Genomic DNA, 24,595 nt, shown 5'->3' with positions numbered 1-24,595 from the left:
GTCCTGATGTTTAGGTGACCGCACGATTGATCGCATGACCAACCGCGACCGCCTGCTCGGGATCCTCGTCGCTCTGCTGTGGGGACTGAACTTCCTGGCGATCCGCGCGGGCCTCGACCACTTCCCGCCGTTCTTCTTCGTCGCCCTGCGATTCCTGGTGATCGCGATCCCGGTGGTGCTGTTCGTGCCCCGCCCCAACGTCCCGCTGCGCTGGCTGCTGCTCTACGGCACCGGATTCGGTGTACTGCAGTTCGCCTTCCTGTTCTGGGCGATGGACTCCGGCATGCCGACCGGCCTGGCGTCGCTGGTGCTGCAGGCCTCGGCACCGATGACGGTGCTGCTCGGCGCGCTGCTGCTGCGCGAACGGGTCGGCCGCAGGCAGGTGGTCGGCATCGTCGTCGCGGTCGGCGGCATGGTCGCGATCGGCTGGGACCGCTTCACCCACGCGAGCCTGCTCCCCCTGCTGCTGACCCTGTGCGGCGCGTTCGGCTGGGCCCTCGGCAACATAGGCAGCCGGCAGGCGGGCACCGCCGGACGCCGGGCAGGCACGGACACCGAGTCGCCGATGCGGCTGATGCTGTGGATGACGGTGATCCCGCCCCTGCCGATGCTGGCGCTCTCCGCCGTGATCGAGGGCCCGACCGCGGGGTGGTCGGCACTCGGCTCGTCGCTGACCGCCGACGGGTGGCCCGCACTGGCCGGACTGGCCTACATCGTGGTGCTGGGCACCATCGTCGGGTCGGGATTGTGGACCGGGTTGATGAGCCGCTACCCGGCGTCGACGGTGGCCCCGTTCTCGCTGCTGGTACCGGTGGTCGGGATCGGCGCCGCCTGGCTGGTCCTCGACGAGCGACCCACCGCATTGGCCCTGGTCGGCGCGGTGGTGGTGGTGGTGGGCGGCTGCCTGTTCGGCGTCACCCGTCCGCGCACCCCCCGACCGATCGGAACCCTGCCGGCCGTACCCGCCGGGGATCCGGCGACTGTGTCCGCAGGCGAGCCGGCAACTGTGGCACTGCCCACCCCGGCCCCGGCACGCTCCTGACCCGGCGACGTGGTGTGGAAAACTGCGCGCGTGGCAAGTAGCACTCGATTCTCCGCACGAGGACGCCTCGCACTGCGCGCGGCCGCGCTGGCGTCCTGGGCGTCGCAGAAGGCCGGACGGGGTAAGGGGTCGATGATCGGCGGGCTGATCGCCCTGAAGATCGACCCGACTCTGATGACGCAGCTGGGGCGCGGCAAGCGGACGGTGCTGGTGACGGGCACCAACGGCAAGTCCACCACCACCCGGATGACCGCCGCGGCGCTCGCGACCGTGGGCACGGTCGCCACCCAGGCGGACGGTGCGAACATGGACGCCGGGATCGTCGCGGCCCTCAGCGTCGGCATCGACGCCGAACTCGCCGCCATCGAGGTGGACGAGCTGCACACCCCCCACGTCGCGGACGCGCTGGACCCGCAGGCGATCGTGCTGCTCAACCTCAGCCGCGACCAGCTGGACCGGGTCGGCGAGATCAACATGATCGAGCGTCGGCTGCGGACGGGCCTCGCCGCGCACCCGAATGCGGTCGTGGTCGCGAACTGCGACGACGTGCTGGTCACCTCCGCCGCCTACGACAACCCGAACGTGGTGTGGGTGGCCGCGGGCTCCGGCTGGGCGAACGACGCCACCAGTTGTCCGCGCAGCGGCGAGCCGATCGTCTGGGACGCCGACGGCAACTGGCGCAGCACCGGCGCCGACTTCGCGCGGCCCACCCCGGACTGGTGGCTGGACGACGAAAACCTCTACGGGCCGGACGGTCTGGTCATCCCGATGTCGTTGACCCTGCCCGGGCGCGCGAACCGCGGCAACGCGGCACAGGCGGTGGCCGCGGCCGTCGCGCTGGGCGCCGATCCGACGGCCGCGGTCGCCGCGGCGGCGGGGGTGCGCGAGATCGCCGGACGGTACGCCGCCGTCCAGGTCGGCCCGCACTCGCTACGGATGCTGCTCGCCAAGAATCCCGCCGGCTGGCAGGAGGCGCTGTCGATGATCGACCCCACCGTGGACGGTCTCGTCATCGCGGTGAACGGCCAGGTGCCCGACGGCGAGGACCTGTCCTGGCTGTGGGACGTGCGCTTCGAGCACTTCGAAGGCGTCAAGGTCGTCGCATCCGGCGAGCGCGCCACCGACCTCGCGGTCCGGCTCACCTACGCCGGCGTCGAGCATTCCCTCGAACCCGATCCGTTGCGTGCCATCGCGTCCTGCCCGGCGGGCCGGGTCGAGGTGCTTGCCAACTACACCGCGTTCCGGGATCTGAACACCGCCGTCACGAAGGGGGCCGAGCATGTCTGAGTCGACCGTGCGGATCGGACTGGTGCTCCCCGACGTGATGGGCACCTACGGAGACGGCGGCAACGCGCTGATCCTCCGTCAGCGACTGCGGATGCGCGGGATCGACGCGGAGATCGTGGACATCACCCTGTCCGACCCGGTTCCCGAATCCCTCGACGTGTACACCCTTGGCGGAGCAGAGGATTCGGCGCAACGCCTGGCCACCCGGCATCTGCAGCGCTATCCCGGACTGCAGAAGGCGGCGGAGCGGGGCGCGCCGGTGCTGGCGATCTGTGCAGCGATCCAGGTCCTCGGGCACTGGTACGAGACCTCCGCAGGGGAGCGGGTCGAGGGCGTCTCGCTGCTCGACGTCACCACCTCCCCGCAGCAGACCCGCGCGATCGGCGAGGTGATCACCCGCCCGCTGATCGATGGCCTGAGCCAGCCACTGACCGGGTTCGAGAACCACCGCGGCGGTACCGCGCTCGGCGCGGACGCCCGTCCGCTCGGGTCGGTCACCCACGGCGTCGGCAACGGGGTCGGCGACGGCTACGAGGGTGTGGTGCAGGGGTCGGTGATCAGCACCTACATGCACGGCCCTGCGCTCGCCCGCAACCCGGAACTGGCAGACCTGCTGCTGGCCCGCGCACTGGGCCTGGACTCGCTCGCACCCCTGGACCTGCCGGAGGTCGACCGACTGCGGCGCGAGAGGCTCGCGGTCGGTCGCTGACCCTCTCCGACCGGTGTAGCTTCCGAGGTACACCCACCTCGATCCAGGGAGGGGACATGGCCGTTTCGGAGCCGTGGCCGCTGATTCACGCCGAACGCGCCGCGCTGGCGGACGATCTCGCCGACCTCACCGACGACCAGTGGTCCTCGCCCTCGCTGTGCACGCAGTGGTCGGTGTGGGAGACCCTCGGCCACATGACGGCAACGGCGAAGATGACACCGTTGAGGTTCGTGACCAAGATGGTGGGAACGGGCCTGCGGTTCGAGACGTTCGCCGCCAAGAACGTCGCCGCCGAGACCCGCGGGACCCCGGCCGACACGTTGGCCGAGTTCCGTTCCGTGCTCACGGCCACCTCTGCCCCGCCGGGACCGGTGGACTCGTGGCTCGGTGAGACGATCGTCCACGCCGAGGACATCCGTCGCCCCCTCGCCATCGGCCACACGTATCCGATGGACGCACTGGTGCGAGTCGCCGACTTCTACAAGGGATCGAACCTGCTGATCGGCACGAAGAACCGGATCGAGGGCCTGTCGCTGCGGGCGACGGACACCGCCTGGACGATCGGTTCGGGCCCCGAGGTGGCGGGACCGATGCTGGACCTGCTGATGGCGATGACGGGACGCGCAGCCGGCCTCGACGGACTCACCGGCGAGGGCGTGGGCACCCTCCGGGAACGGATGTGACCGTGGCCGTCGATGTGTGCACCGAGGTGGTCATCGCGAGACCCCGTGCGGAAGTCGCCGACTTCGCATGCCTTCCGAACAACGCGACCATCTGGTACACGAACATCCGGGAGGCGAGCTGGCGGACGGAACCGCCGCTACGGGTCGGCTCGCGGTTCGACTTCGTGGCCAGGTTTCTCGGTCGCCGACTGTCGTACACATACGAAGTCGCCGAGTACACACGCGGCGAGCGCCTTGTGATGCGGACGTCACAGGGACCGTTCCCGATGAGGACCGAGTACACCTGGAAAGACGCGGGTCCGGGGTCGACGAGGATGGGCCTGCGCAATTCCGGGGAACCGTCCGGTTTCGGCGCGATCGCGGCTCCATTGCTGGCCGCGGCCATGCGCCGCGCCAACCAGAAGGATCTCGCCCGCCTGAAGCAGGTGCTCGAGGAAGGGTAATCGGCCCCAGACAGGGGTTCGGCCGAGAACGTAGCGATAAATCGCGCTCCCGGCCGGATCTCTGCTTCTCAAGGTTGTTCGAGCCGTTACCAGTTCGCTTTTTCCTTGATCCGCAACACTCACGGTACGCCCGGCCCTGCACCCCACGCAATAGTGTTGACCAGGCGATTTCGGCCGAATTCGAGCATGTCACCGTAAACCCCGTACCCGCCCGACACGGGACGGGTACGGGGCACGGACGCCGCTACTCGGCGGGCGGCTGCACGATCAGGAACCGGGCCCCGAGCGGGTCGGTCACCGTGGCCAGCCGGCCGTACGGGCTGTCCTCGGCCGGTCGCTCGACGCTGCCGCCGAGTTCGACGACCCTCGCCACCGCGGCGTCGGTGTCCTCGACCCCAAGGTAGAACTGCCAGAACGACGGCACCCCTTCGGGCAGGAAACCGGAGGCGTCCATGACACCCGCGATCTCGCCGCCGTTCAGCCTGGCCTGCGAGTACCGGAAGTCATCGGTGTCCGACAGCGTCGCGTACTCCCACCCGAAGACCTCCGAGTAGAACGGCAGCGCGGCGCGGTAGTCACGGGACATGGTCTCGAACCAGGCGGGTGTGCCGGGCTCGCCCCACCGCCCGTACCCGGGATGCCGGTCGGGCTGCCAGACCCCGACGACGGCCCCTGCCGGATCGCTGAGGACGGCCATGGTGCCCTGGTCCCCGACCTGCATCGCGGGCATCATCACCTGACCGCCCGCGGCGGACGCCTTCTCCACGGTGGCGGCCGCGTCCGCGGACTCGAGGTAAACGGTCCACACGTCACCGTAGGGATCGTCCGGCCCCTGCTTCATCATGCCCGCGACCGGTTGGCCGTCCTTGCTGAAGATGGCGTACCCGCCGTACTGAGGATCGGCGTTGGTGTCGCAGGCCCAGCCGAAAAGGCCGGCGTAGAACGGGACCGCCCGCGCCGGGTCGGAGGTGAACAGATCGACCCAACACGGGGCGCCGACCAGTGATTGACGTTGGGGCACAACGGACTCCTATCGAAAAGGACTGCCGAGGACTGGTGCATCCCCAACCTACGCGCACCCACCGACATGTTCCGGGCGCCGCGGTCAGCACTCGTTCGGGGCAGGCTCCCCCCGCAGTCGCGCGTCGATCCAGTCGAACGCCCCCGAGTTCCCGGTGATCTCACCGACCACATGCTCACCCGGTACCTGCCGGTACACCGCGCTGACCCCCTTCGCGCACTGTTCGTCGTACAGGTTGCGTGCGCCGAGTGCCGGGATCCAGAACTCCTGACCGCCGTTGTAGATGTACAGCGGAGCACCGGCTGTGTAGTCGGCCATCTTCGTGATGTCGTAGATCTCGTGTGCGACAGGTGAATCCAGTGCCTTCTTGACATTGGCCAACGCCTCGGCCGGAACACCGGGAATGCCGGCGAGGGCGAGCACCCCGACGCACTGGTCCTTGAGCCCCGAGACGCCCAGCTGCTGCCCCAGACTGTTTGCGAGGGTGAGGATCTGCACCCGTTCGCGGGAGACCCCGAACAACGCGGCCAGGAACAGTCCCCCGGCGAGGTTGCCGTTCATGGTGCGGCCGAGCATCTCGAAGTCCGCGGGCACCCCGCCCATCGCGGCTCCTGCGATGTCGGACTTCAGTTCCGGTGCGTACGAGTCGATCAGCTTGACCGCACCGTGTGTGGCGATCGAACCGCCCGAGTACCCCATCATCGCCAGCTTGCTGGTGCCGAACTCCACGGGGTAGAGGGTGCGCATGCCGCGGATCGTGTCCAGGATCGCGTGCCCGGCCACGAACGGTTCCCCGTACGCCATCCGCGGGCCCTCGTGGTCCGGAATGAGCACCGCGTAGCCCCGTTCCTCGGCCTTCGAGGTGACGGGGCGCAGCAACTCGAACGGGTTCGTCGACGGGGTGATGCCGTGGGCGAGGGTGTGCGCCGGGGTGCACGCCCTGCCGAGACCGTTGATCGGGACGTTGTTCACCAGCACCGGCCGCGGCCCTGGACCGGCCCACGGGGTTGCCGGGACGACAAGGGTGGCGGTCGCGAAGGACGCCTCGCCGAGCGCATCGGTGGTCTTGACCTTGAACTGGCGAACCTCCCGCACCGGACCACGGAGGAACTGCCGGGCCACCGTCGTCACGTCGCGCGTCTCGATGACCTCGCCGTTCGCCATGCCGGGCAGACCGGGTGGGTACTCGTCGAAGAACGGTTCCCCGAGCGGCGACGGCAGCATCTCCAGGCGCAGCGTCTCCAGACCCGGCGGGTCGAGGTCGGGCTCGGGGATGATCGAGCCGACCACCGGCGGCAGCACGGAGCCCAGCGGAGACCGGGCCACCGACGCCGTCCCCAGCGAGCCGGTGATGAGGGTGGTTCCGTTGAGCAGCGTGCCGTCCGAACCGGTCCCGTCGGTCAGCGATCCGGTGCCGACCGATCCCTCGCCGCCCGCGCTGCCGCTGGACTGTGCCGCGGCCGTGGTGGCACCGCCACCGACCGCGACCGCCACCGCCACCGCGGTGACCCACATTCGAACCCAGAAACCCCCGTGCTGGATACGCATGGCGGGCACGCTAGCACCGGCCCGATGCCCTGTCGCGGCGGAGCAGGATCACGGAACCCGCGTCGACACTTAGGTTTTCGAACTTACGAGGAGGACGGTGGACCCGATTCGTCCGAATCGTCGCGCACCGGTGCCGACACGAAAGAACCGCGGCCACCCGGAAGGGCGACCGCGGTTCTCGACGTTCGGCGGGTGACGTCAGGAGACGGCGACCGGCTCCTTCGGGCCGTTCGGAACGACGCTCTTGATCACCTCGGGTTTGATCTCCTCATCCTCCGAATCAGCTTCGGCGACAATGGATTCGGAGATGTTCTGCGGTTCCTGCGCGTAGTGGAAGTGCGGTCGGCGGTGGCCGAGGAAGGAGCCGAACCACGACATCACCGCGACGTACCGGTTCCGGAAACCGACCAGGTACACCATGTGCACGGCCAGCCACAGGACCCACGCGACGAACCCGGTGAGCTCGATGCTCTTGACCTTGGTCACGGCGCGGAAGCGGTTGATGATCGCCATGCTGCCCTTGTCACGGAACTTGAACGGGGTGCCGCGCTTGGTCTTGCCGAGGATGGTCCGCGCAACGTGGCGACCACCCTGCATCGCGACCGGCGACTGGCCGGGCAGGTTGTTCAGCGAGGTCATGTCGCCCACGGCGAAGATGTCGGCGCGACCACCGACGGTGAGGTCGGGGTTGACCAGCAGTCGGCCCGCGCGGTCCGTCTCGCAGCCGGTGCGCTCGGCGAGGACCGCCGCGAAGTCGTTGGCCTGCACGCCCGCCGACCAGATGACCGTCTCGGCGGTGCGCCGGACGCCCTCCTGCTCGCCATGCGCCTTGAACGTCGCGCCGTGCTCGTCGATGTCGGTGACGAGGGTGTTCAGCACGACCTCGACGCCGGCCTTCTCCAGCGACGCCTTGGTGTACTCGCTGAGCTTGCCGCCGTAGGCCGGCATCGCGACACCCGCACCCTCGACGAGGGTGACGGTGACGTCCTCGGCGGTGATCCCGCGAATCGACTGCTCGAAGTAGCGGCCGGCGAGCTCCTTGATCTGACCCGCGAGCTCGACACCGGTCGCGCCTGCACCGATCACGATGAAGCTGAGCAGGTTCTTCGCGCGCTCGGCGTCGGACGTGGTGTGCGCCTCCTCGAAGCAGCGCACGATCTGGGCGCGCAGTCGCTCGGCGTCGTCGACGGTCTTGAGCGCGAAGGTGACCTTCGCGAACTCGTCCCGTCCGAAGTACGACTGCCGGGCGCCGGTGGCGGCGACCAGCGAGTCGTAGCCGAGGGTGTGCCGCTGGCCTGCGGCCTCGTAGACGAGCTCCTTGGCCTCGGCGTCCACGTCGACGACACGACCGAGCCGGACGTCCGCCTTCGGGTACTTGGCGAGGATCGCGCGCACCGACGGCGCGATCTCTCCCGCGGCGAGGACACCGGTCGCCACCTGGTACAGCAGGGGCTGGAACAGGTGCTCGGTGGTCTCGGAGATCAGCACGAAGGGCTTGCCGGCCTTGGCCAACTTCTTCGCGGTGGCGAGCGCGCCGAAGCCCGACCCCACGATGACGACCTCGGTCTTGTCCTTCACTGCCTCACCCACGGAAACCTCCTACTGAATCAACGCTGAATCAGACGTATGAGAGCCACGCTAAGTATTTACGGCGTCACCTCGCCACTGTCGTGGACTATTCGCAATTCAGTTATCGCGTTTGCTCATAAGTAGGATGTCTCCATGGACTTCCGGCAGCTCCGCTACTTCCTGGCGGTGAGCGAGGAGCTGAGCTTCAGCCGCGCCGCAGCGAAGTGCTTCATCTCGCAGTCCGCGATCAGTCACCAGGTCAGCAAGCTCGAGCACGAGCTGGGTGTCTCGCTGTTCGACCGGTCCACCCGGGTGGTGCGGCTGACGGCCGCGGGAGCCCGGCTGGTGCCGATCGCCCGGCAGGTGCTCAGCCTCGAGACCCAGGCCCATGCCGTCGTCAAGGAGCCACGCAACCGGGTCCGGATCACCGCGAACATGACGTTCGCGCCGCAGAGCCTCGACGCGATCGCCGGTGTCCGCGCCAGGCACCCGGACCTGGACATCGAGTTCGTGATCAAGAGTTTCGCGGAGCGCGTCGACGCCGTCGCGTCCGGGGACGCGGACATCGCACTCATCCGCGGCGCCGTCGACCGCCCAGGCCTCGAGACCGTCCAGCTCGGCGTCGAGGACCTGCTCATAGTCACCTCGAGCCAGCACCCGCTCTCGGCGTTCTCCACCGTCGAACTCGGCGAACTCGCCCCGTACCCCCTGCTTCTGCCGCCCCGGCACAGTCAGGTCCTGATCCACAGCGTCATCGAGGACGCGTTCGTGGAGGTCGGGCGCCGGGTCCAGTTCGGGCCGCCCATCGCCCGCGACCACACCGCCACCCTCGACGTGATCACGAACCCACGGGCATGGACCGTGCTCTACGCCAGCACCGTCACCGACAACACCCCGCGCACCGGGCTGCGCGTCATGCGCGAAGCCGGGAACCGGCTGCGGGTACCCGTGTGCGGCGTGGTGCGCAGCGATGCCACCGATTCGCCCGCGATGGCCGACCTCGTGAGCTCGTTGCGGCAGAGCATCAAACCCGGCGGCACCCACGGTCCCGCGCTCCCCGACCCGGAGGAACCCGGACTGTAGGGAAGCCATCGGCGTTCGTGGCCCCTGGCGATGAGTTCGGGGCGCTGGAAGGGTCGAACCTGTCGGGGGGGATCCGGGGGCACGACCACGAAGGAGATCGCCATGAGCCTGCCGAGGATCGGGACCCGCGACGAATGGCTGGCCGCCCGCACCGAACTTCTCACCAGGGAGAAGGAGCTGACCCGGCAGCGGGACGCCCTCAACACCGCGCGCCGGAACCTGCCGATGGTCGCGGTGGAGAAGGACTACGTCCTGCACGGCCCCACCGGCCCGGTGCGGCTGCTCGACCTGTTCGACGGCCTGCGACAGCTGATCGTCTATCACTTCATGTTCGACCCGTCCTGGGACGAGGGCTGTCCCAGCTGCACCGCGGGCACCGACGAGTTGTCGCAGGGATTCCTCGAGCACCTGCGTGCACGCGACACCGCCTACGCCATGGTGTCGCGCGCACCGCTGGAGAAGTTGCAGCGCTGGAAGGCCGAGCGCGGTTGGGACCTGCCGTGGTACTCGTCCCACGGGTCGGATTTCAACTACGACTTCGGGGTGACGATCGACGAGTCGGTCACCCCCGCCCGGTACAACTACCGCGGCCGCGCCGAGTTCGAGGCGATGGGCAGCGACTTCTTCGACTACGAGCAGCCGTTCGAGATGCCGGGCCGCAGCTGCTTCCTGCGCGTCGACGACCGGGTGTTCCACACCTATTCGCAGTACGCACGCGGTCTGGAGTCGACGGGCGGCTCGTACTACTTCCTCGACCTCACCGCCCTCGGCCGACAGGAGGAGTGGGAGGAACCGACGGGACGCAGCGACACGACACACGGCGCCCGGCCGGACTTCACGTCCTGACCGGGCACCGCGTCACATCGCGCGACGTCCCGACAGCGCCCGCCCGAGCGTCAACTCGTCGGCGAACTCGAGATCACCGCCCATCGGCAGTCCCGACGCGAGCCGGGTGACGGTCAGGCCCGGGAAGTCGCGCAGCATCCGCACCAGATAGGTCGCGGTCGCCTCCCCCTCGGTGTTCGGATCGGTCGCGATGATCACCTCCGCGACGTCCACCCCGTCCTCCTGATTCCCGATGCGCGCCAGCAACTCCCGAATACGGAGCTGATCGGGGCCGACACCGCTGAGCGGATCCAGCGCGCCGCCGAGCACGTGGTAGCGGCCGCGGAACTCACGGGTCCGCTCGATCGCCTGCACGTCCTTCGGCTCCTCCACCACGCAGATGACGGTGCGGTCGCGGCGGTCGTCGGAACAGATCCGGCACTTCTCCTTGTCGGACACCGTCCCGCAGACGACGCAGAACTGCACGCCGTCCCGCACCCGCTGCAGCGCGTTCTGCAACCGCTCGATCTCCGGGGGCTCGACGCCGAGCAGGTGGAACGCGATCCGCTGCGCGCTCTTCGGCCCGATTCCCGGCAGCTTGCCGAGCTCGTCGATCAGATCCTGGACCGGACCCTCGTACACGCTCCGCCTCGCTAGAAGGGAAGTCCGGGCAGGCCGCCCGCGAGCGGACCGAGCTTGCCGGCCGCGATCTCCTGTGCCTTGGCCGACGCGTCCGCGATCGCGCCGATCACCAGGTCCTGCAGGGTCTCGACGTCCTCGGGGTCGACGACCTTCGGGTCGATGGCCAGGGCCACCACCTCGCCGGTGCCCTTCACCGTCGCCGTCACCAGGCCGCCACCGGCCTGCCCGGTGACCTCCGCCTGGGCGATCTCGGCCTGAGCGGCCATGAGCTGTTGCTGCATCTGCTGTGCCTGGGCGATGAGCTGCTGCATGTCGGGTTGTCCACCGGGTTGCACGTTGCGGTCCTCTCTGCGCGTGTTTGCACGCCAGCGTAGACGCACCCGGCTACGGTGGGCGCGTGCGAGCGACGTCACGGCCTCGCGGCCCGCGCGCCGCCAGGGTTCCCCTCACCCGGCTGGGCGCCCTGGCCGCCGTCACGCTCACCGTCACCCTGACCGGCTGCACCATCCCCACCGACGGCGCTGTCACGGCCGGCGAGCCGGGCACCAGCACCGCGCCACGCCCGGAGGGCGCCGACGAGCAGCACGCCTCCGCAACCCCGCTGACCGGAAAGACCGTGTTCCTCGACCCCGGGCACAGCGGATCGCACGACTCCGCGATCACCGCCCAGGTCCCGACCGGCCGCGGCGACACGAAGGACTGCCAGACCACCGGCACCGCAACCGCCGACGGCTACCCGGAACACACCTTCACCTGGGAGGTGGTCGGGTTGATGCGCACCGAACTCGAAGCACTGGGCGCCAGGGTGATGCTCAGCCGGTCGGACGACACCTCCGTCGGCAGTTGCGTCGACGAGCGGGCGGCGGCCGCGAACGCGTCCTCCGCCGACGCCGTCGTCGCGGTGCACGCGGACGGCGCCGAGCCCGGCCAGCACGGATTCCACGTCTGCTACTCGGCGCCACCGCTCAACGACACGCAGGCCGGACCGTCGGTGACGTTCGCGACGACGATGCGCGACGCGCTGGTCGACGAGGGCCTGACCCCGTCGACCTACACCGGCACCCAGGGCCTGCAGGCCCGCGCCGACCTCGCCGGGCTGAACCTGTCGGAACGGCCGTCGATCCTGGTGGAACTGGGCAACATGCGCAGCCCCGGCGAGGCCCGGCAGATGACCGACGACGCCGGCCGGGCCCGCTATGCGCAGGCCGTGGTGCGCGGCGTCGTCGTGTATCTGGGGAGCGCCTCCTGATCCCGCTGGGGATCGGGAGGCCCGCCCACCGTCCTAGCCCAGTTCGCGGGCCAGCTTCTCGAGAACTGCGGCCTGAATCTTCTTGAGCCCCAGCGGGGCGAAAATCTTCTCGAAGAAGCCGCCGACGCCGCCGGCACCGTTCCACGTCGTTGTGGTCGTGACGGTCGACCCGGACCCGTGCGGGGTCACGGTCCAGGTGGTGACCATGCTGGAGTTCGCATCCGACTCGGTGACGGTGTCACCGGCCACGGTGATCGCGGCCTTGACGTTGCGCGTGCGCTTCTCGGTCGCCTTGAGCGCCCACTGCACCACGGTCCCCGCGCCCTGCCCGCCCTCGAGCACCCGGTAGTCGGAGTAGTGCTCGGTCAGGATGCGCGGGCGCACGGTCTGGTAATCCGCGATCGCGGCGAGCGCCGCCTCGGGAGCCGCCCCGACCTCGACCGAACTGCTGGCACTGACCTGTCCCACCGGGCACTCCTCACTCCTGACGGGTCGGCCGGACGCCTGCCCCGTGTACGGCCCATCGTGCCTGCTCCGAGGCGTGTCCGGCCACCCCCTTGGGAACCCTGTGCCTCGTATCACAGAGCGCCCACCGTCGGATTCCCGGGCACCGATTCCGCGACGCGTCGGCCACCTTCCGTCGCCGGAACCCCCATCAGGGGATAGCGTCGAAGGGTGGCAGTCACTTCCAGTGCATTCCGCAGGCGCTCGGACCGACGATCGACCACTCCGCTCGAGATCGGGCCACAGGCCCACAGAGTGGGGGTCGACCGTCTGTTGGCGAGCTATCACGCCATCCCGCCCTCCGCGACGGTGCGCCTCGCGAAGAAGACGTCGAACCTCTTCCGGGCCCGGGCGAAGACGAACGCCCCGGGCCTCGACGTGTCGGGCCTGTCCGGGGTCGTCTCGGTCGACCCGGTCGCCCGGACCGCCGACGTCGCCGGGATGTGTACCTACGAAGACCTCGTGGCCGCGACACTGCCGTACGGGTTGGCGCCACTGGTGGTCCCGCAGCTCAAGACGATCACGCTGGGCGGAGCGGTGACCGGGCTCGGCATCGAGTCCACCTCGTTCCGCAACGGCCTGCCGCACGAGTCGGTGCTCGAGATCGACGTCCTGACCGGCAGCGGCGAGATCGTCGAGGCGACCCCGGACGGCGACCACGCCGACCTGTTCTACGGGTTCCCGAACTCGTACGGCACCCTCGGCTACTCGACCCGACTGCGAATCCAACTCGAAACCGTCAAACCCTATGTGGCACTCCGGCACCTGCGATTCGACGACGTCGAGTCCCTGCAAGCGACCATGGACACGATCGCCCGCACCCGGACCCACGACGGCGTCGCGGTGGACTACCTCGACGGTGTCGTGTTCTCGGCGACCGAGTCCTACCTGACGCTCGGCACCCAGACCGACGAGCCCGGCCCGGTGTCCGACTACACCGGCATGGACATCTACTACCGATCCATCCAGCACGAGTCGGTCAACCACCCGAAGACCGACCGGCTGACCATCCACGACTACCTGTGGCGATGGGACACCGACTGGTTCTGGTGCTCACGGGCCTTCGGGACGCAGAACCCGAAGATCCGGCGCTGGTGGCCGAAACGCTGGCTCCGCAGCAGCTTCTACTGGAAGCTGATCGGCCTGGACCAGAAGTACGACATCGGCGACCGGCTCGAGAAGCGCAAGGGCCTGCCCCCACGCGAGCGGGTGGTCCAGGACGTCGAGGTGCCGATCGAGCGGACCGCGGATTTCGTCCACTGGTTCCTGCGGGAGGTCCCGATCGAACCGATCTGGTTGTGCCCGTTGCGGTTGCGTGAACCCGCGACTCCAGGCGCGGCCGCGGATCGGCCGTGGCCGCTGTACCCCCTCGAACCCAAGCGGACCTATGTCAACATCGGGTTCTGGTCGTCCGTGCCGATCGTCGCGGGCGAACCGGAAGGCGCGACCAACCGGCTGATCGAGCGCACCGTGACCGAGTTCGACGGCCACAAGTCGCTGTACTCGGACGCCTACTACTCGAAGGACGAGTTCACCGCGCTCTACGGCGGCGAACGCTACGACGGATTGAAGAAGAAGTACGACCCGGACTCACGTTTACTGGACCTGTATTCGAAGGCGGTGCAACGCAAATGACCATGTTCAAGGAGCCGAGGACCACAGCCCGAGCGCACGGAATCGAGGGCGGCAAGTTGTCGATCGCCGAGATCCTCGAGATCGTCGTCGGCAAGGATCTGCCGGTGTACTTCACTGCGTACGACGGCAGTTCGCTCGGATCCCCGGATGCGCAGTTCCACCTGAACCTGCGCTCGCCCCGAGGCACCACCTATCTCGTGACCGCCCCCGGCGACCTGGGCCTGGCCCGCGCATACATCTCCGGCGACCTCGAGGTCACCGGCTCCCATCCCGGGAACCCGTACGAGGTCCTGCGGGTGCTCGGCGAACAACTGCACTTCAGCCGGCCGTCGCCCCGCGAACTGGCCCTGATCACCCGATCCCTCGGCTGGGACGTGCTCAAGCCCATCGCTCCCCCACCCCAGGAGTCGCTGCCGCGGTGGCGGCGCATCGCGGAGGGTCTGCGCCACTCGAAGATGCGGGACGCCGAGTCGATCCACCACCACTACGACGTCTCGAACGGTTTCTACGAGAAGGTCCTCGGCCCGTCGATGACGTACACCTGTGCGGCCTACGAGTCCGACGACCAGTCGCTCGAGGACGCGCAGGAGAACAAGTACCGCCTCGTCTTCGAGAAGCTGAACCTGAAGAAGGGCGACCGCCTCCTCGACATCGGTTGCGGCTGGGGCGGAATGGTCCGCTACGCCGCCCGCCGCGGCGTGAAGGTGATCGGCGCGACGCTGTCCGCCGAGCAGGCCGAGTGGGCGCAGAAGGCGATCGCCGAGGAGGGCCTGTCGGATCTGGCCGAGGTCCGGCACTCCGACTACCGCGACATCGCCGAGACCGGGTTCGACGCGGTGTCGTCGATCGGCCTGACCGAGCACATCGGCGTGCACAACTACCCGTCGTACTTCGGGTTCATCAAGTCGAAGCTGCGTGACGGTGGGCTGATGCTCAACCACTGCATCACCCGCCCCGACAACAAGCACACCGCGCGCGCCGGCGGCTTCATCGATCGCTACGTCTTCCCCGACGGCGAGCTGACCGGCTCGGGACGGATCATCACCGAGATCCAGGACATCGGGCTCGAGGTGCGCCACGAGGAGAACCTCCGTGAGTCCTACGCCCTGACCCTCGCCGGATGGTGCCTCAATCTCGAGGCCAACTGGGACGACTGCGTCGCCGAGGTCGGCGAGGGCACCGCCAAGGTGTGGGGCCTGTACATGGCCGGCTCGCAACTCGGATTCGAGCGCAACGTCATTCAGTTGCACCAGGTCCTCGCCGTCAAGCTGCCGCGGAGCGGCAAGGCGGACCTGCCCCTGCGTCCGTGGTGGAAGGCCTAGGCAGCTCCGCTGCTCGTGCGCGGTTTGCGGGTCCAGGGACCCGCAAACCGCGCACGAGCGCCACAGGCGCCTCAGTGCTCCCGGGCACATCGAAGGCAGGGGTTGTCGGTCCCACGCACCCACCCCTCACGAGCCAGGACGCGCTCGACTTCACGGGCCACCAGGCAGGCCGTCCGCCCGACCTCCTCCATGCCGTAGATCAGCCGGGGGCGGTCTGCGAGTTCGGCGGCGTTGTCGCGGCGACGATCTCGAAACTGGATCTCCCGCATCGAATGCGCCCATCGTCCGTCCAGCCGGACGATGAGCGGCACGCCGTGCACGGTGTAGTCGACGTCCTCCCAGAGAGTCCGGCCGTCGACGATCACCGGCCCCTGACGATCGCCGCCCGGGAGCCCGTGTGCCCGCTCCACGTCCACGGCGTAGTGGAACTCGAGCGCCGACTGGACACCGTCGGCGAGCAGTGTCACTGCCGAGGCAAGGGCGCGCCGATACCGCCGGGGTGGACGCTCGACCAGCCGGGACACCACGTCTGCCAAACGGATTCGCGCATTGGTCACGGTCATGATCAGCCTGACATAGGCGGCCCGAGCGTTCGGCTCGGAGACCGCGAGGTCGATCGCGGTGTCCGCCTTCGTGGTTCGGGGATGAGCGAAGTCGATTCCGATGTAGGGGTGCGCACGGGACCGGTGCACGATCACCCCGGGATGAAGTGGTCCCGGTCCCCGTCCGGGATGCGCCGGCGGCGCCGGCCGCCTCACCCGTGGAGACTGACACAACGCGGACTTGCCGTAGGGAACCGTGACATGGACAGGGAGCCCTGCCTCCACGGGGAGCCACCCCCACTCCTCGGCGGCGGTGCGATGACTGAGAACGGCGTGACCGCCTCCGTACAGCAGCGCGGCGGACAAGGTCATTTCCCTGGTCAGCGGACCACTGCTGGTCGCGTAGACACCTCGTAGGACCGCTTGCCAGCGACGCGTTTCCAGCCGGTGACGAAGCCGGTCACGGGGATACCCGACCGAACGCAACTGCGCGCCCGAGATCACACCGTGCTGATGATCGATCAGCGCCTGGAGTTCTTCCGACCTGTACATGCATCGAAGCGTTGCCGCCCCCTCCGACTGCAACCCTTCGGCGATCCGGGGGTTGTCCACAGACAGCCACTGCGTACGGAGTTGTCCACAGACGCCCACTGCGCTCGTGCGTGGTTTGCGGGTCCCTGGACCCGCAAACCACGCACGAGCAGCGGAGCTGCCTATGCCTTGAGCGAAGCAGGCGGGGTGAAGCGCTCGCCGTACTTTGCGGCGAGTTCCTCGGCGCGGGCCACGAATCCGGCGACGCCGCCCTCGTAGCCGGTGACGAACTGGCTGACGCCACCGGTCCAGGCCGGGTAGCCGATGCCCATGATCGAGCCGATGTTGGCGTCGGCGGTGGACGTGATGACGCCCTCGTCGAAGCACTTGACCGTCTCGAGCGCCTCGATGAACAGCATGCGGTCGATCAGGTCCTGGAGCGGCGGGGTCGCCGATCCGGAGTTGAACGCCTCGCGCAGGCCCGGCCACAGGCCGACGCGCTTGCCGTCCTCGTAGTCGTAGAAGCCGGCACCGCCGAGGCGACCCTTGCGGCCGTTCTCCTCGACGAGGACGTTGATGACGTCACCGGCCGGGTCCGGCGGCAGCGTCTTGCCCTCGGCGATCGCGGCGGCCTTCGACTCCGCACGGATCTTCTGCATCAGCGTCAGGTTCAGCTCATCCGAGAGCTGCAGCGGCGCCGCCGGGTAACCGGCCTGCATGCCCGCCTGCTCGATGGTGGCCGGCTCGATGCCCTCGGCGAGCATGGCGATGGCCTCGTTGACGAACGTGCCGATCACGCGCGAGGTGAAGAAGCCACGCGAGTCGTTGACGACGATCGGCGTCTTGCGGATCGCCTGCACGAAATCGAAGACGCGCGCGAGAGTCTCGTCTGACGTCTTCTCACCGCGGATGATCTCGACCAGCGGCATCTTGTCGACGGGCGAGAAGAAGTGGATGCCGATGAAGTCCTCGGGACGCTTGACGCCGGTCGCCAGATCGGTGATCGGCAGCGTCGAGGTGTTCGATCCGAGCAGGGCGTCCGCGTCGACGATGTCCTCGATCTCCTGGAACACCTTCTTCTTCAGGTCGGGCGACTCGAAGACGGCCTCGACGACGAAGTCGACGCCGGCGAAGTCGGCCGGATCGGCGGTCGGCGTGATGAGGTCGAGCAGCGCCTTCGACTTCTCCTCGGTGGTCTTGCCCCGCGAGAGCGCCTTGGCCTCGATCTTCTCCGAGTACGCCTTGCCCTTCTCCGCGGCCTCGATCGCGACGTCCTTGAGCACGACCGGGATTCCCGCCTTGGCACACACGTACGCGATGCCTGCGCCCATCATGCCGGCGCCGAGGACGCCGACCTTCTTGATCTCACGCTTGGGGATGTCCTTCGGACGCGACGCACCCGAGCCGATGGTCTGGATGTCGAAGAAGAACGCCTGGATCATGTTCTTCGCGACGTTGCCGGTGACCAGCGAGGTGAAGTAGCGCGACTCGATCTTCAGCGCGTTGTCGATGTCGACCTGGCTGCCCTCGACCGCGGCCGCGAGGATCGCGCGCGGCGCCGGCATGTTGGCGCCCTTGATCTGCTTGCGCAGGTTCGCCGGGATCGCGGGCAGGTTCGCCGCGAACGCCGGGGTGGCAGGGGTGCCGCCGGGGATCTTGTAACCCTTCTCGTCCCACGGCTGGACGCCCTTGTCCGGGTTCGCCTTGATCCACGCCTTCGCGGCGGGCACCAGTTCCTCGACCGAGGACACGACCTCGTCGATCAGGCCGACCTCGAGCGACTGCTGCGGCCCGCGCTGCTGACCCTGCAGCAGGAACTGGGTCAGCGCGGTCATCAGGCCGAACTTGCGGACGGTACGGACGACGCCGCCGCCGCCCGGCAGCAGACCGAGGGTGACCTCGGGCAGACCGATCTTGACGCCCTTGACGTCCGCGGCGATGCGGTGGTGGGTGGCCAGCGCGATCTCGAGGCCACCGCCGAGCGCCGCGCCGTTGATGCAGGTCACGACCGGCTTACCGAGCGTCTCGAGGCGACGCAGGTCGGCCTTGAGGGCGAGGCTGTGGTGGTAGATGTACTCGGCGTCCTCGGGACCCGACTTGATCATGTTCTTCAGGTCGCCGCCGGCGAAGAAGGTCTTCTTGCCGGAGGTCAGCACGACACCGGTCACGGTGTCCTTCTCCGCGTACAGCCGGTCGACGGTCTCCTTCATCGACGAGATGTAGCGGTCGTTCATGGTGTTCGCGCCCTGGTTCGGGTCGTCGATGGTGAGCACGACGATGCCGTCGGCGTCCTGCTCCCAGTTGATGATGTTCTGATCGCTCACTGTTTCGTCTCTCCTGATTGTCCGGTGAGCGTCAGACGCGCTCGATGATGGTGGCCACGCCCATGCCGCCGCCGATGCACAGCGTGACCAGGGCCCGCTTGGCGCCGCGACGCTCGAGCTCGTCGACCATGGTTCCGGTGATCATCGCGCCGGTCGCACCGAGCGGGTGACCCATCGCGATCGCTCCGCCGTTGACGTTGAGCTTCTCGTCGGGGATCTTCAGGTCCTTCTGGAACTTCATCGCGACGGACGCGAACGCCTCGTTGATCTCGAACAGATCGATGTCGTCGACGGTGAGCCCGGCCTGGGCGAGCACCTTGTGCGCGGCCGGGGTGGGGCCGGTGAGCATGATCGTCGAGTCGGCGCCGGAGGTGGCGGTCGCGACGACGCGGGCACGCGGGGTCAGGCCCATCTCCTTGCCTGCCCGCTCGGAGCCGACGAGGACGAGAGCGGCGCCGTCGACGATGCCGGAGCTGTTGCCGCCGTGGTGGACGTGGTTGATCTTCTCGACCCAGTGGTACTTCTGCAGCGCGACGGCGTCGAAGCCGCCCATCGCGCCGATGCCGGCGAACGCGGGCGCGAGCCCGGCCAGCGACTCGAGGGTGGTGCCCGGACGCATGTGCTCGTCGTTGTCGAGGACGGTGACGCCGTTGATGTCCTTGACCGGGACGACGGACTTGGCGAAGTAGCCGCCCGCCCACGCCTTCGCCGCGAGGTCCTGCGAACGGACCGCGTACGCGTCGACGTCCTCGCGGGAGAAGCCCTCCATGGTGGCGATCAGGTCGGCGCCGATGCCCTGCGGCACCAGGTAGGTGTCGAAGTTGGTGGCCGGATCCAGCATCCAGGCACCGCCGTCGGAGCCCATCTTCACCCGGGACATCGACTCGACGCCGCCGGCGATGACCAGCTCGTCCCAGCCGGACCGCACCTTCTGCGCCGCCATGTTCACGGCCTCGAGGCCGGACGCGCAGAAGCGGTTGATCTGCACGCCACCGACGGTCTCCGGCAGGCCGGCGACGGTCACCGCGGTCCGGGCGATGTCGGCGCCCTGGTCGCCGAGCGGGGAGACCACACCGAGGATCACGTCGGAGATACGGTCCTCGTCCAGGTCGGGGAACCGCACCCGCAGCTCGTCGATCAGGCCGGTGACGAGGTCGATCGGCTTCACCGAATGCAACGAGCCGGACGACTTGCCCCGGCCGCGTGGGGTTCGGATGGCTTCATAAATGAACGCCTCTGTGGTCACGGTGTTCCTTCCTGTGCACGGCTGCGCCGCGTGCGAGCGGTTCTTCTGCGGATCCAACGTGGTGCCGGGGCACCCGCGAGTGCGCCGACCCGAGGCAGACACCCCGATGCACGCCATAGTAGAACGTGTTCCAAAATGGGGTCTAGGACCGAAGCGAGCGAGACCTGTGACCGTGCCGATCAACCGTGCCGCGGCCGTGCCGATCAACCGCACCGCGGCCGTGCCGACCAACCGCACCGCGGCCGTCAGCCCAGACCCGCCTCCCGGGCCCGCACGATCGCCGCGGACCGGTCCGGCACGCCGAGCTTGGTCAGGATGTTCGAGGTGTGGTTGCGCACCGTCTTCGGGCTGAGCACCAGGCGACGGGAGATGGTGGACGTGTCGTGGCCGGCGGCGACGAGGTCGAGAATCTCCCGCTCCCGATCGGTCAGCTCGGGGAAGACCGTCGGCGCCAGTCCCCGCGAAGCCGCCATGAATCCCATCGCCCGCTCCGCCACCGCCGCCCCGAGGAACAGGTCGCCGTGCGCGACCGCTCGCACGGCCCGCTCCACCTCGTCCGGGCCGGCCCCCTTGACCAGGTAGCCGCGGGCGCCGGCGCGGACCGACGCCACGAGGGCGTCGTCGTCCTCGTGCATCGTCACCATCAGCACCCGCAGCGCGGGCAGGCGGGCCAGCAGGTCCCGGGTGGCCTCCACGCCGGAACCGTCGCCGAGCTCGATGTCCATCAGCACCACGTCCACGTCCGAGGTCACCGCGGTCGCCGCTTCCGCGACGGAACTGGCCTCGACGACGACGTCGATCCCGTCGAGGGTGGACAGCAGTGCGACCATCCCGAGCCGGAACACGGGATGGTCGTCGACGACGGCGACTCGGATGGCGGTGACGGTGTGGTCGGTCATGTTGGGGCCAACGGTATCCGGGCGGCCACCCGCGTGCCTCCCGACGCCGGCGAGTCGATCACCAGGGTGCCGCCGAGGGCCCCGGCCCGTTCCCGCATCGAGCGGGTGCCGACGCCGCCGACGTGCTCCGAGTCGAAGCCGCGACCGTCGTCGTGCACGACGACGGTCAGCTCCCCCGCGGTCGAACCGGGTGCGGCGCACACCTCGACCCGACAGCCGTCCGCGCCGCTGTGGCGGCGTGCATTCGACACCGCCTCGACCGCGATCCCGTAGGCGGCCGCGCTCGCGAGCGGGTCGATCGTCGCGGGTACCTGCGCGTCCACGTGGAGGACGAACCCGGCGCGGGCGTGCTGCGCGGCGAGATCGTGCAGGGCCGCGACGAGGCCGAGTTCGTCGAGGATCGGCGGAAACAGGGTGCGCGACAAGGAGCGAACACCCTCCACCTGGTGATCGAGCTGCTGCTGCAGCGAATCCAGCAGCCGGGCCGCGGCGTCGGGGTCCACCCCGAGCAGATTCCGCACCCCCTGCAGCCCGAGTCGGATCCCGGCGAGCGACGGTCCGAGACCGTCGTGCAGCTCCCGCCGGATCACCCGCCGTTCCTCCAGCCGGACCGTGGACAGCCGGTCGCGGGCCGCGTCCAGGTCTCGCGTCGCCCGCCCCAGCACCAGGCCGGTGGCAACGACCGAACCCAGCTCCTGCAACGCTTTCCGGTCCCGCTCGTCGAGCGACTCGCCCGGGGGCGCAGTCGCGGCGAGCCCGCCGACCGGAGAACCCCGATGCACGAGCTCCACCACCGTCTCCCGGCCCGTCGGATGCCCGTACCGCACAACGGGTTCGGGATCCCCCGCCTGCCAGACGGTCACCGACTCCAGTCGCAGCGCCGCGGCGACCCCGGCGGCGAGCTCCCCCATCAGTTCGTCCGGCGCGGCGGCCGTCGCGAATCGGCTGCCCAGGTCACGCACCGCGCGCGCCGGATCCGCGCCGGACCCGTACACGAGGTCGTGCACGCGACGCTGCAGCCACGATCGCACCGGCTGCACGGCCACTGCCACGGCGCCGGCCGCGACGGCCTGCGCGAGAACGGAATCCGACGACGGGAGCAACTGTGCCAGCGCCGTCGCGGTCACCACGTACAGGGCGATCAACCCGACCGTGAGCGTGCCGGCCAGCACCGCACGGCTCACGGCCAGGTCGAGTCCCCACATCCGTTGACGCAGCACCGCCACCAACATCGCGGCCGGGTAGAACGCCTGCACCGCGAGGTGGACGAGTGGGGTGATCATCCACATGTGCGGCCACGACGACGGCAGCGCCAGCGGGACGAACGACAGCGCCATCAGCGCGGTACCGACTGCCAGCCAACCGAGACCGACCCGTTCCTCCACCGGGCCGCGGCGCGCCCTCCGCGCCGCGTCGCCCGCCGCAACCAGTCCGACCGCCACCACCGGCGCGACGAGCCAGATCGCGGCGACGTCGCTCCAGGTGCGGGCGACGAAGAACCACGCCGTCGCTGCCACTCCGGCGACCAACCCGGCGCGAGCGGCGATGTCGAGCCGCTGGTCGCGGATCAGCCACGGCACCACCAGGAACAGCGCGAGGGTGCCGGGGATCCACGCGGTGTTCTGCAGCGGCTCGATCGCCGCGACCGCGGGCAATCCGGGCCGGACGGCCGCCAGTTCGGTGTAGGCGTAGCTCAGCGCGGCGAGCCCGATCCCGATCGCACCCAGGCCCAGGATGATCGGAACCGGATGCACCCTGCGGGCCAGCACCACGCCGCCGACGGTGCCGTACACCGCCGCCCCGACGACGTCGACCAGGAAGAACAGCTGGTTCGCGTCCAGTGTCGGCTCCGCCGCCAGGAAGGCGACCACCGACAGCACTGCGAGCAGCCAGGCCGTGACGGCGAGCGCAGCGGCGGGCACCGGCGCACCGCCGCCCACCGACCCCTCGTATCGCTCGCTCACTCGTCACACCCTTCCCGGCTCCGGCGACGCCCGTGCGCGTTTCCGGTAGCCAGGACTACCAGAAACGCGCACAGGTTCAGCGCTTGCGGCCCGTGAACCACAGTCCGACAGCGCAGACCAGCACCCACACCGGACCGGTGAATCCGGCCATGTACTGCAGCGGCGAGATTCCGAACAGCGCGGTCAATCCGCCGAGGACCACGCTGGTCCAGCCGAGCCACCTCGGCAGCGCACCGTGCCGCAGGGACGCCACCGCGACCGCGAGGGCGCTGACGCCCGCGGCCGCCCACAGCCACGGGATGGTGCCGAGCCAGTGCGCCCCGACCACGGCGAACTCCGGCACCATCTTCGTGCCCTCGGACAGCCCGAAGACCAGTTCGGTGGTCAGACCGGTGCCGATCAGGGAGATCGCGGACGTCACGATCAGCCCCCCGGCCGCGACCTGCGGCAGCACACTCGCCGGTGCCAGTCGCGCGGCCATCAGTCGGGCCAGGCCCGCCGCGAACACCAGCAGCGCGAGCGCGGCGACCGCGAACCCGGTGTGTTCGATCAGGATCATGGTCCGCTGGTCGGCCAGTCGTTCGGCGATCGCGACCGGGTTCCCGGCGATCGTCTCGTCGTAGACGGCGGTCACGCCCCCACTGGCCTGGATGCCGACCACGCCGGCGAGACCGGCCACGACACCGGCCGCCACCCATGCTCGACGCTGGGTCGCCGGCGCGTCGGGAGCCGGATCGGCGGATGCGGCCGCCACCGAATTGCTGATGCTCATGTGCGGTCTCCTTCACTGCCCCGCCCGCTGGCGGATCGACTGCAGCAAAGGATGTGCCGCCCGGCGTCCCGGCCACCAGGGGCCGATGACCCGGACGGCCGGGAAATTCACACGGAGTGGACGGTCTCCCCGGGAGTGAGCGCGAACTCGCACCAGCACTCGACGTGGTCGGCGGCACCGGGACGTACCGCCAGCGGCGCCCGCCCGGACCGGGTGATCGGCGGCGAGATCGGCGGCAGCCCGGGCAGCGGGACCAGTCGCACGTCGAGCGGGGCGTAGCCGTCGGCCCGCACCACCACCCGCATGTGCTCGTCCGCGGCGCCGGCGACGACGTCGAAGCTGCCGCGGTCGCAGGTCACCGCGGATCCGCTGGGCTCGACGGGCAGGCCGGTCGCGGCGGCGTCGTCGTCGACGGGATGCCACCAGTCGAGTCGCGCATCGGGAATCGGATCACCGGAGTGGGTCCGGACGATGCCGAGCACCCGCAGGGGCCCGGCACTTCTCGTTTCCGGTTCGACGCTCGGAACCAGGGTCAGCTTCGCAGGGCCCGGGAACTCACCGTCCGGACACGACGAGTCGAGTCGCTGTAACGGCATGTCACGCACTCCCTCGTCGTCGCACCGCACCACCGGGCCCGGCTGAGTGGTCCGACGCTACGTCATCGATGCCACCACCGCGATCCGCTGTGCGCACCGAAAGTACACATTGCGCAGCCGCTCGCGTGCCCGATTCGTGAATATGAGTTCGGCCGGTCG

General features: G+C 69.3%; 23 protein-coding genes. 10 read left to right on the top strand and 13 right to left on the bottom strand.

Annotated features, from left to right (window positions below; genetic code table 11):
- The first annotated feature begins 34 nt into the window (after nucleotides 1-34).
- From ACWDUM_RS11895 to ACWDUM_RS11875, 5 genes are read left to right on the top strand one after another with little or no spacing between them, the layout of a single operon-like run.
- Entirely contained in the window at nucleotides 35-1,042 is a 1,008-nt protein-coding gene (locus ACWDUM_RS11895) for an EamA family transporter (protein ID WP_450134125.1), read from the top strand.
- Nucleotides 1,043-1,072: 30 nt separating this feature from the next.
- Entirely contained in the window at nucleotides 1,073-2,329 is a 1,257-nt protein-coding gene (locus ACWDUM_RS11890; RefSeq protein ID WP_450134124.1) for a MurT ligase domain-containing protein, read from the top strand.
- Nucleotides 2,322-3,038: a type 1 glutamine amidotransferase gene (locus ACWDUM_RS11885; protein ID WP_450134123.1), complete on the top strand. Its 717-nt coding sequence runs from the start codon at nucleotides 2,322-2,324 to the stop codon at nucleotides 3,036-3,038. The genes ACWDUM_RS11890 and ACWDUM_RS11885 overlap by 8 nt, the downstream gene beginning before the upstream one ends.
- A 56-nt stretch (nucleotides 3,039-3,094) precedes the next feature.
- The gene (locus ACWDUM_RS11880; protein WP_450134122.1) at nucleotides 3,095-3,721 is read left to right on the top strand and encodes a maleylpyruvate isomerase family mycothiol-dependent enzyme; all 627 of its coding nucleotides are present in this window, start codon (nucleotides 3,095-3,097) and stop codon (nucleotides 3,719-3,721) included.
- Between the two features lie 2 nt (nucleotides 3,722-3,723).
- Nucleotides 3,724-4,164 (top strand): SRPBCC family protein, encoded by a 441-nt coding sequence (locus tag ACWDUM_RS11875; RefSeq protein ID WP_450134121.1) that lies wholly within the window; start codon nucleotides 3,724-3,726, stop codon nucleotides 4,162-4,164.
- Nucleotides 4,165-4,408: 244 nt separating this feature from the next.
- Here the strand turns inward: ACWDUM_RS11875 and ACWDUM_RS11870 are convergent, their stop codons facing one another.
- The 3 genes from ACWDUM_RS11870 to ACWDUM_RS11860 all read right to left on the bottom strand — a co-directional run bounded on the left by ACWDUM_RS11870 (nucleotide 4,409) and on the right by ACWDUM_RS11860 (nucleotide 8,323).
- Complete coding sequence (locus ACWDUM_RS11870; protein ID WP_450134120.1) at nucleotides 4,409-5,185, bottom strand: VOC family protein; 777 nt, start codon at nucleotides 5,183-5,185, stop codon at nucleotides 4,409-4,411.
- 84 nt (nucleotides 5,186-5,269) lie between these two features.
- Nucleotides 5,270-6,733 (bottom strand): lipase family protein, encoded by a 1,464-nt coding sequence (locus ACWDUM_RS11865; RefSeq protein ID WP_450134119.1) that lies wholly within the window; start codon nucleotides 6,731-6,733, stop codon nucleotides 5,270-5,272.
- Nucleotides 6,734-6,931: 198 nt separating this feature from the next.
- A complete protein-coding gene (locus ACWDUM_RS11860; RefSeq protein WP_450134118.1) occupies nucleotides 6,932-8,323 on the bottom strand; it encodes an NAD(P)/FAD-dependent oxidoreductase in 1,392 nt (463 codons plus the stop codon).
- A 132-nt stretch (nucleotides 8,324-8,455) separates the two neighbouring features.
- On the opposite strand from ACWDUM_RS11860, the gene ACWDUM_RS11855 reads away from it, so the two are divergent.
- Nucleotides 8,456-9,385, top strand: a complete 930-nt coding sequence (locus ACWDUM_RS11855) for a LysR family transcriptional regulator (RefSeq protein WP_450134117.1) — start codon at nucleotides 8,456-8,458, stop codon at nucleotides 9,383-9,385.
- A 102-nt stretch (nucleotides 9,386-9,487) separates the two neighbouring features.
- Entirely contained in the window at nucleotides 9,488-10,231 is a 744-nt protein-coding gene (locus tag ACWDUM_RS11850; RefSeq protein WP_450134116.1) for a DUF899 domain-containing protein, read from the top strand.
- 12 nt (nucleotides 10,232-10,243) lie between these two features.
- On the opposite strand, the gene recR is transcribed toward ACWDUM_RS11850, so the two are convergent.
- Nucleotides 10,244-10,852: a recombination mediator RecR gene (gene recR, locus ACWDUM_RS11845; RefSeq protein WP_450134115.1), complete on the bottom strand. Its 609-nt coding sequence runs from the start codon at nucleotides 10,850-10,852 to the stop codon at nucleotides 10,244-10,246.
- An 11-nt stretch (nucleotides 10,853-10,863) separates the two neighbouring features.
- Entirely contained in the window at nucleotides 10,864-11,163 is a 300-nt protein-coding gene (locus ACWDUM_RS11840; RefSeq protein WP_450114830.1) for a YbaB/EbfC family nucleoid-associated protein, read from the bottom strand.
- Nucleotides 11,164-11,315: 152 nt separating this feature from the next.
- Here ACWDUM_RS11840 and ACWDUM_RS11835 point away from each other — a divergent pair, with 152 nt between their 5' ends.
- Nucleotides 11,316-12,101 carry an Rv3717 family N-acetylmuramoyl-L-alanine amidase gene (locus ACWDUM_RS11835; protein WP_450134205.1) on the top strand — a complete coding sequence of 262 codons (786 nt, stop codon included), beginning with the start codon at nucleotides 11,316-11,318 and terminating at the stop codon, nucleotides 12,099-12,101.
- A gap of 33 nt (nucleotides 12,102-12,134) precedes the next feature.
- On the opposite strand, the gene ACWDUM_RS11830 is transcribed toward ACWDUM_RS11835, so the two are convergent.
- A complete protein-coding gene (locus tag ACWDUM_RS11830) occupies nucleotides 12,135-12,569 on the bottom strand; it encodes an SRPBCC family protein (RefSeq protein WP_450114829.1) in 435 nt (144 codons plus the stop codon).
- A 270-nt stretch (nucleotides 12,570-12,839) separates the two neighbouring features.
- On the opposite strand from ACWDUM_RS11830, the gene ACWDUM_RS11825 reads away from it, so the two are divergent.
- A complete protein-coding gene (locus tag ACWDUM_RS11825) occupies nucleotides 12,840-14,240 on the top strand; it encodes an FAD-binding oxidoreductase (RefSeq protein ID WP_450134204.1) in 1,401 nt (466 codons plus the stop codon).
- Nucleotides 14,237-15,562, top strand: a complete 1,326-nt coding sequence (locus tag ACWDUM_RS11820) for a class I SAM-dependent methyltransferase (protein WP_450134114.1) — start codon at nucleotides 14,237-14,239, stop codon at nucleotides 15,560-15,562. Before ACWDUM_RS11825 ends, ACWDUM_RS11820 begins: the two co-directional genes overlap by 4 nt.
- Before the next feature lie 71 nt (nucleotides 15,563-15,633).
- Here the strand turns inward: ACWDUM_RS11820 and ACWDUM_RS11815 are convergent, their stop codons facing one another.
- From ACWDUM_RS11815 to ACWDUM_RS11785, 7 genes are all read right to left on the bottom strand, one after another.
- Complete coding sequence (locus ACWDUM_RS11815; protein WP_450134113.1) at nucleotides 15,634-16,656, bottom strand: hypothetical protein; 1,023 nt, start codon at nucleotides 16,654-16,656, stop codon at nucleotides 15,634-15,636.
- 161 nt (nucleotides 16,657-16,817) lie between these two features.
- Complete coding sequence (locus tag ACWDUM_RS11810; RefSeq protein ID WP_450134112.1) at nucleotides 16,818-18,959, bottom strand: 3-hydroxyacyl-CoA dehydrogenase NAD-binding domain-containing protein; 2,142 nt, start codon at nucleotides 18,957-18,959, stop codon at nucleotides 16,818-16,820.
- A 31-nt stretch (nucleotides 18,960-18,990) separates the two neighbouring features.
- Nucleotides 18,991-20,205: an acetyl-CoA C-acetyltransferase gene (locus ACWDUM_RS11805; protein WP_450117006.1), complete on the bottom strand. Its 1,215-nt coding sequence runs from the start codon at nucleotides 20,203-20,205 to the stop codon at nucleotides 18,991-18,993.
- A 245-nt stretch (nucleotides 20,206-20,450) separates the two neighbouring features.
- Nucleotides 20,451-21,104, bottom strand: a complete 654-nt coding sequence (locus tag ACWDUM_RS11800) for a response regulator (RefSeq protein ID WP_450134111.1) — start codon at nucleotides 21,102-21,104, stop codon at nucleotides 20,451-20,453.
- Nucleotides 21,101-23,068: a histidine kinase gene (locus ACWDUM_RS11795; protein WP_450134110.1), complete on the bottom strand. Its 1,968-nt coding sequence runs from the start codon at nucleotides 23,066-23,068 to the stop codon at nucleotides 21,101-21,103. The genes ACWDUM_RS11800 and ACWDUM_RS11795 overlap by 4 nt, the downstream gene beginning before the upstream one ends.
- A 76-nt stretch (nucleotides 23,069-23,144) precedes the next feature.
- Nucleotides 23,145-23,840: a hypothetical protein gene (locus ACWDUM_RS11790; RefSeq protein WP_450117003.1), complete on the bottom strand. Its 696-nt coding sequence runs from the start codon at nucleotides 23,838-23,840 to the stop codon at nucleotides 23,145-23,147.
- 107 nt (nucleotides 23,841-23,947) lie between these two features.
- Nucleotides 23,948-24,436 carry a hypothetical protein gene (locus tag ACWDUM_RS11785; RefSeq protein WP_450134109.1) on the bottom strand — a complete coding sequence of 163 codons (489 nt, stop codon included), beginning with the start codon at nucleotides 24,434-24,436 and terminating at the stop codon, nucleotides 23,948-23,950.
- Nucleotides 24,437-24,595: the final 159 nt, after the last annotated feature.

It is taken from the genome of Rhodococcus sp. NPDC003322, assembly GCF_053589555.1.
This window is presented reverse-complemented; position numbering and strand designations above follow the sequence as displayed.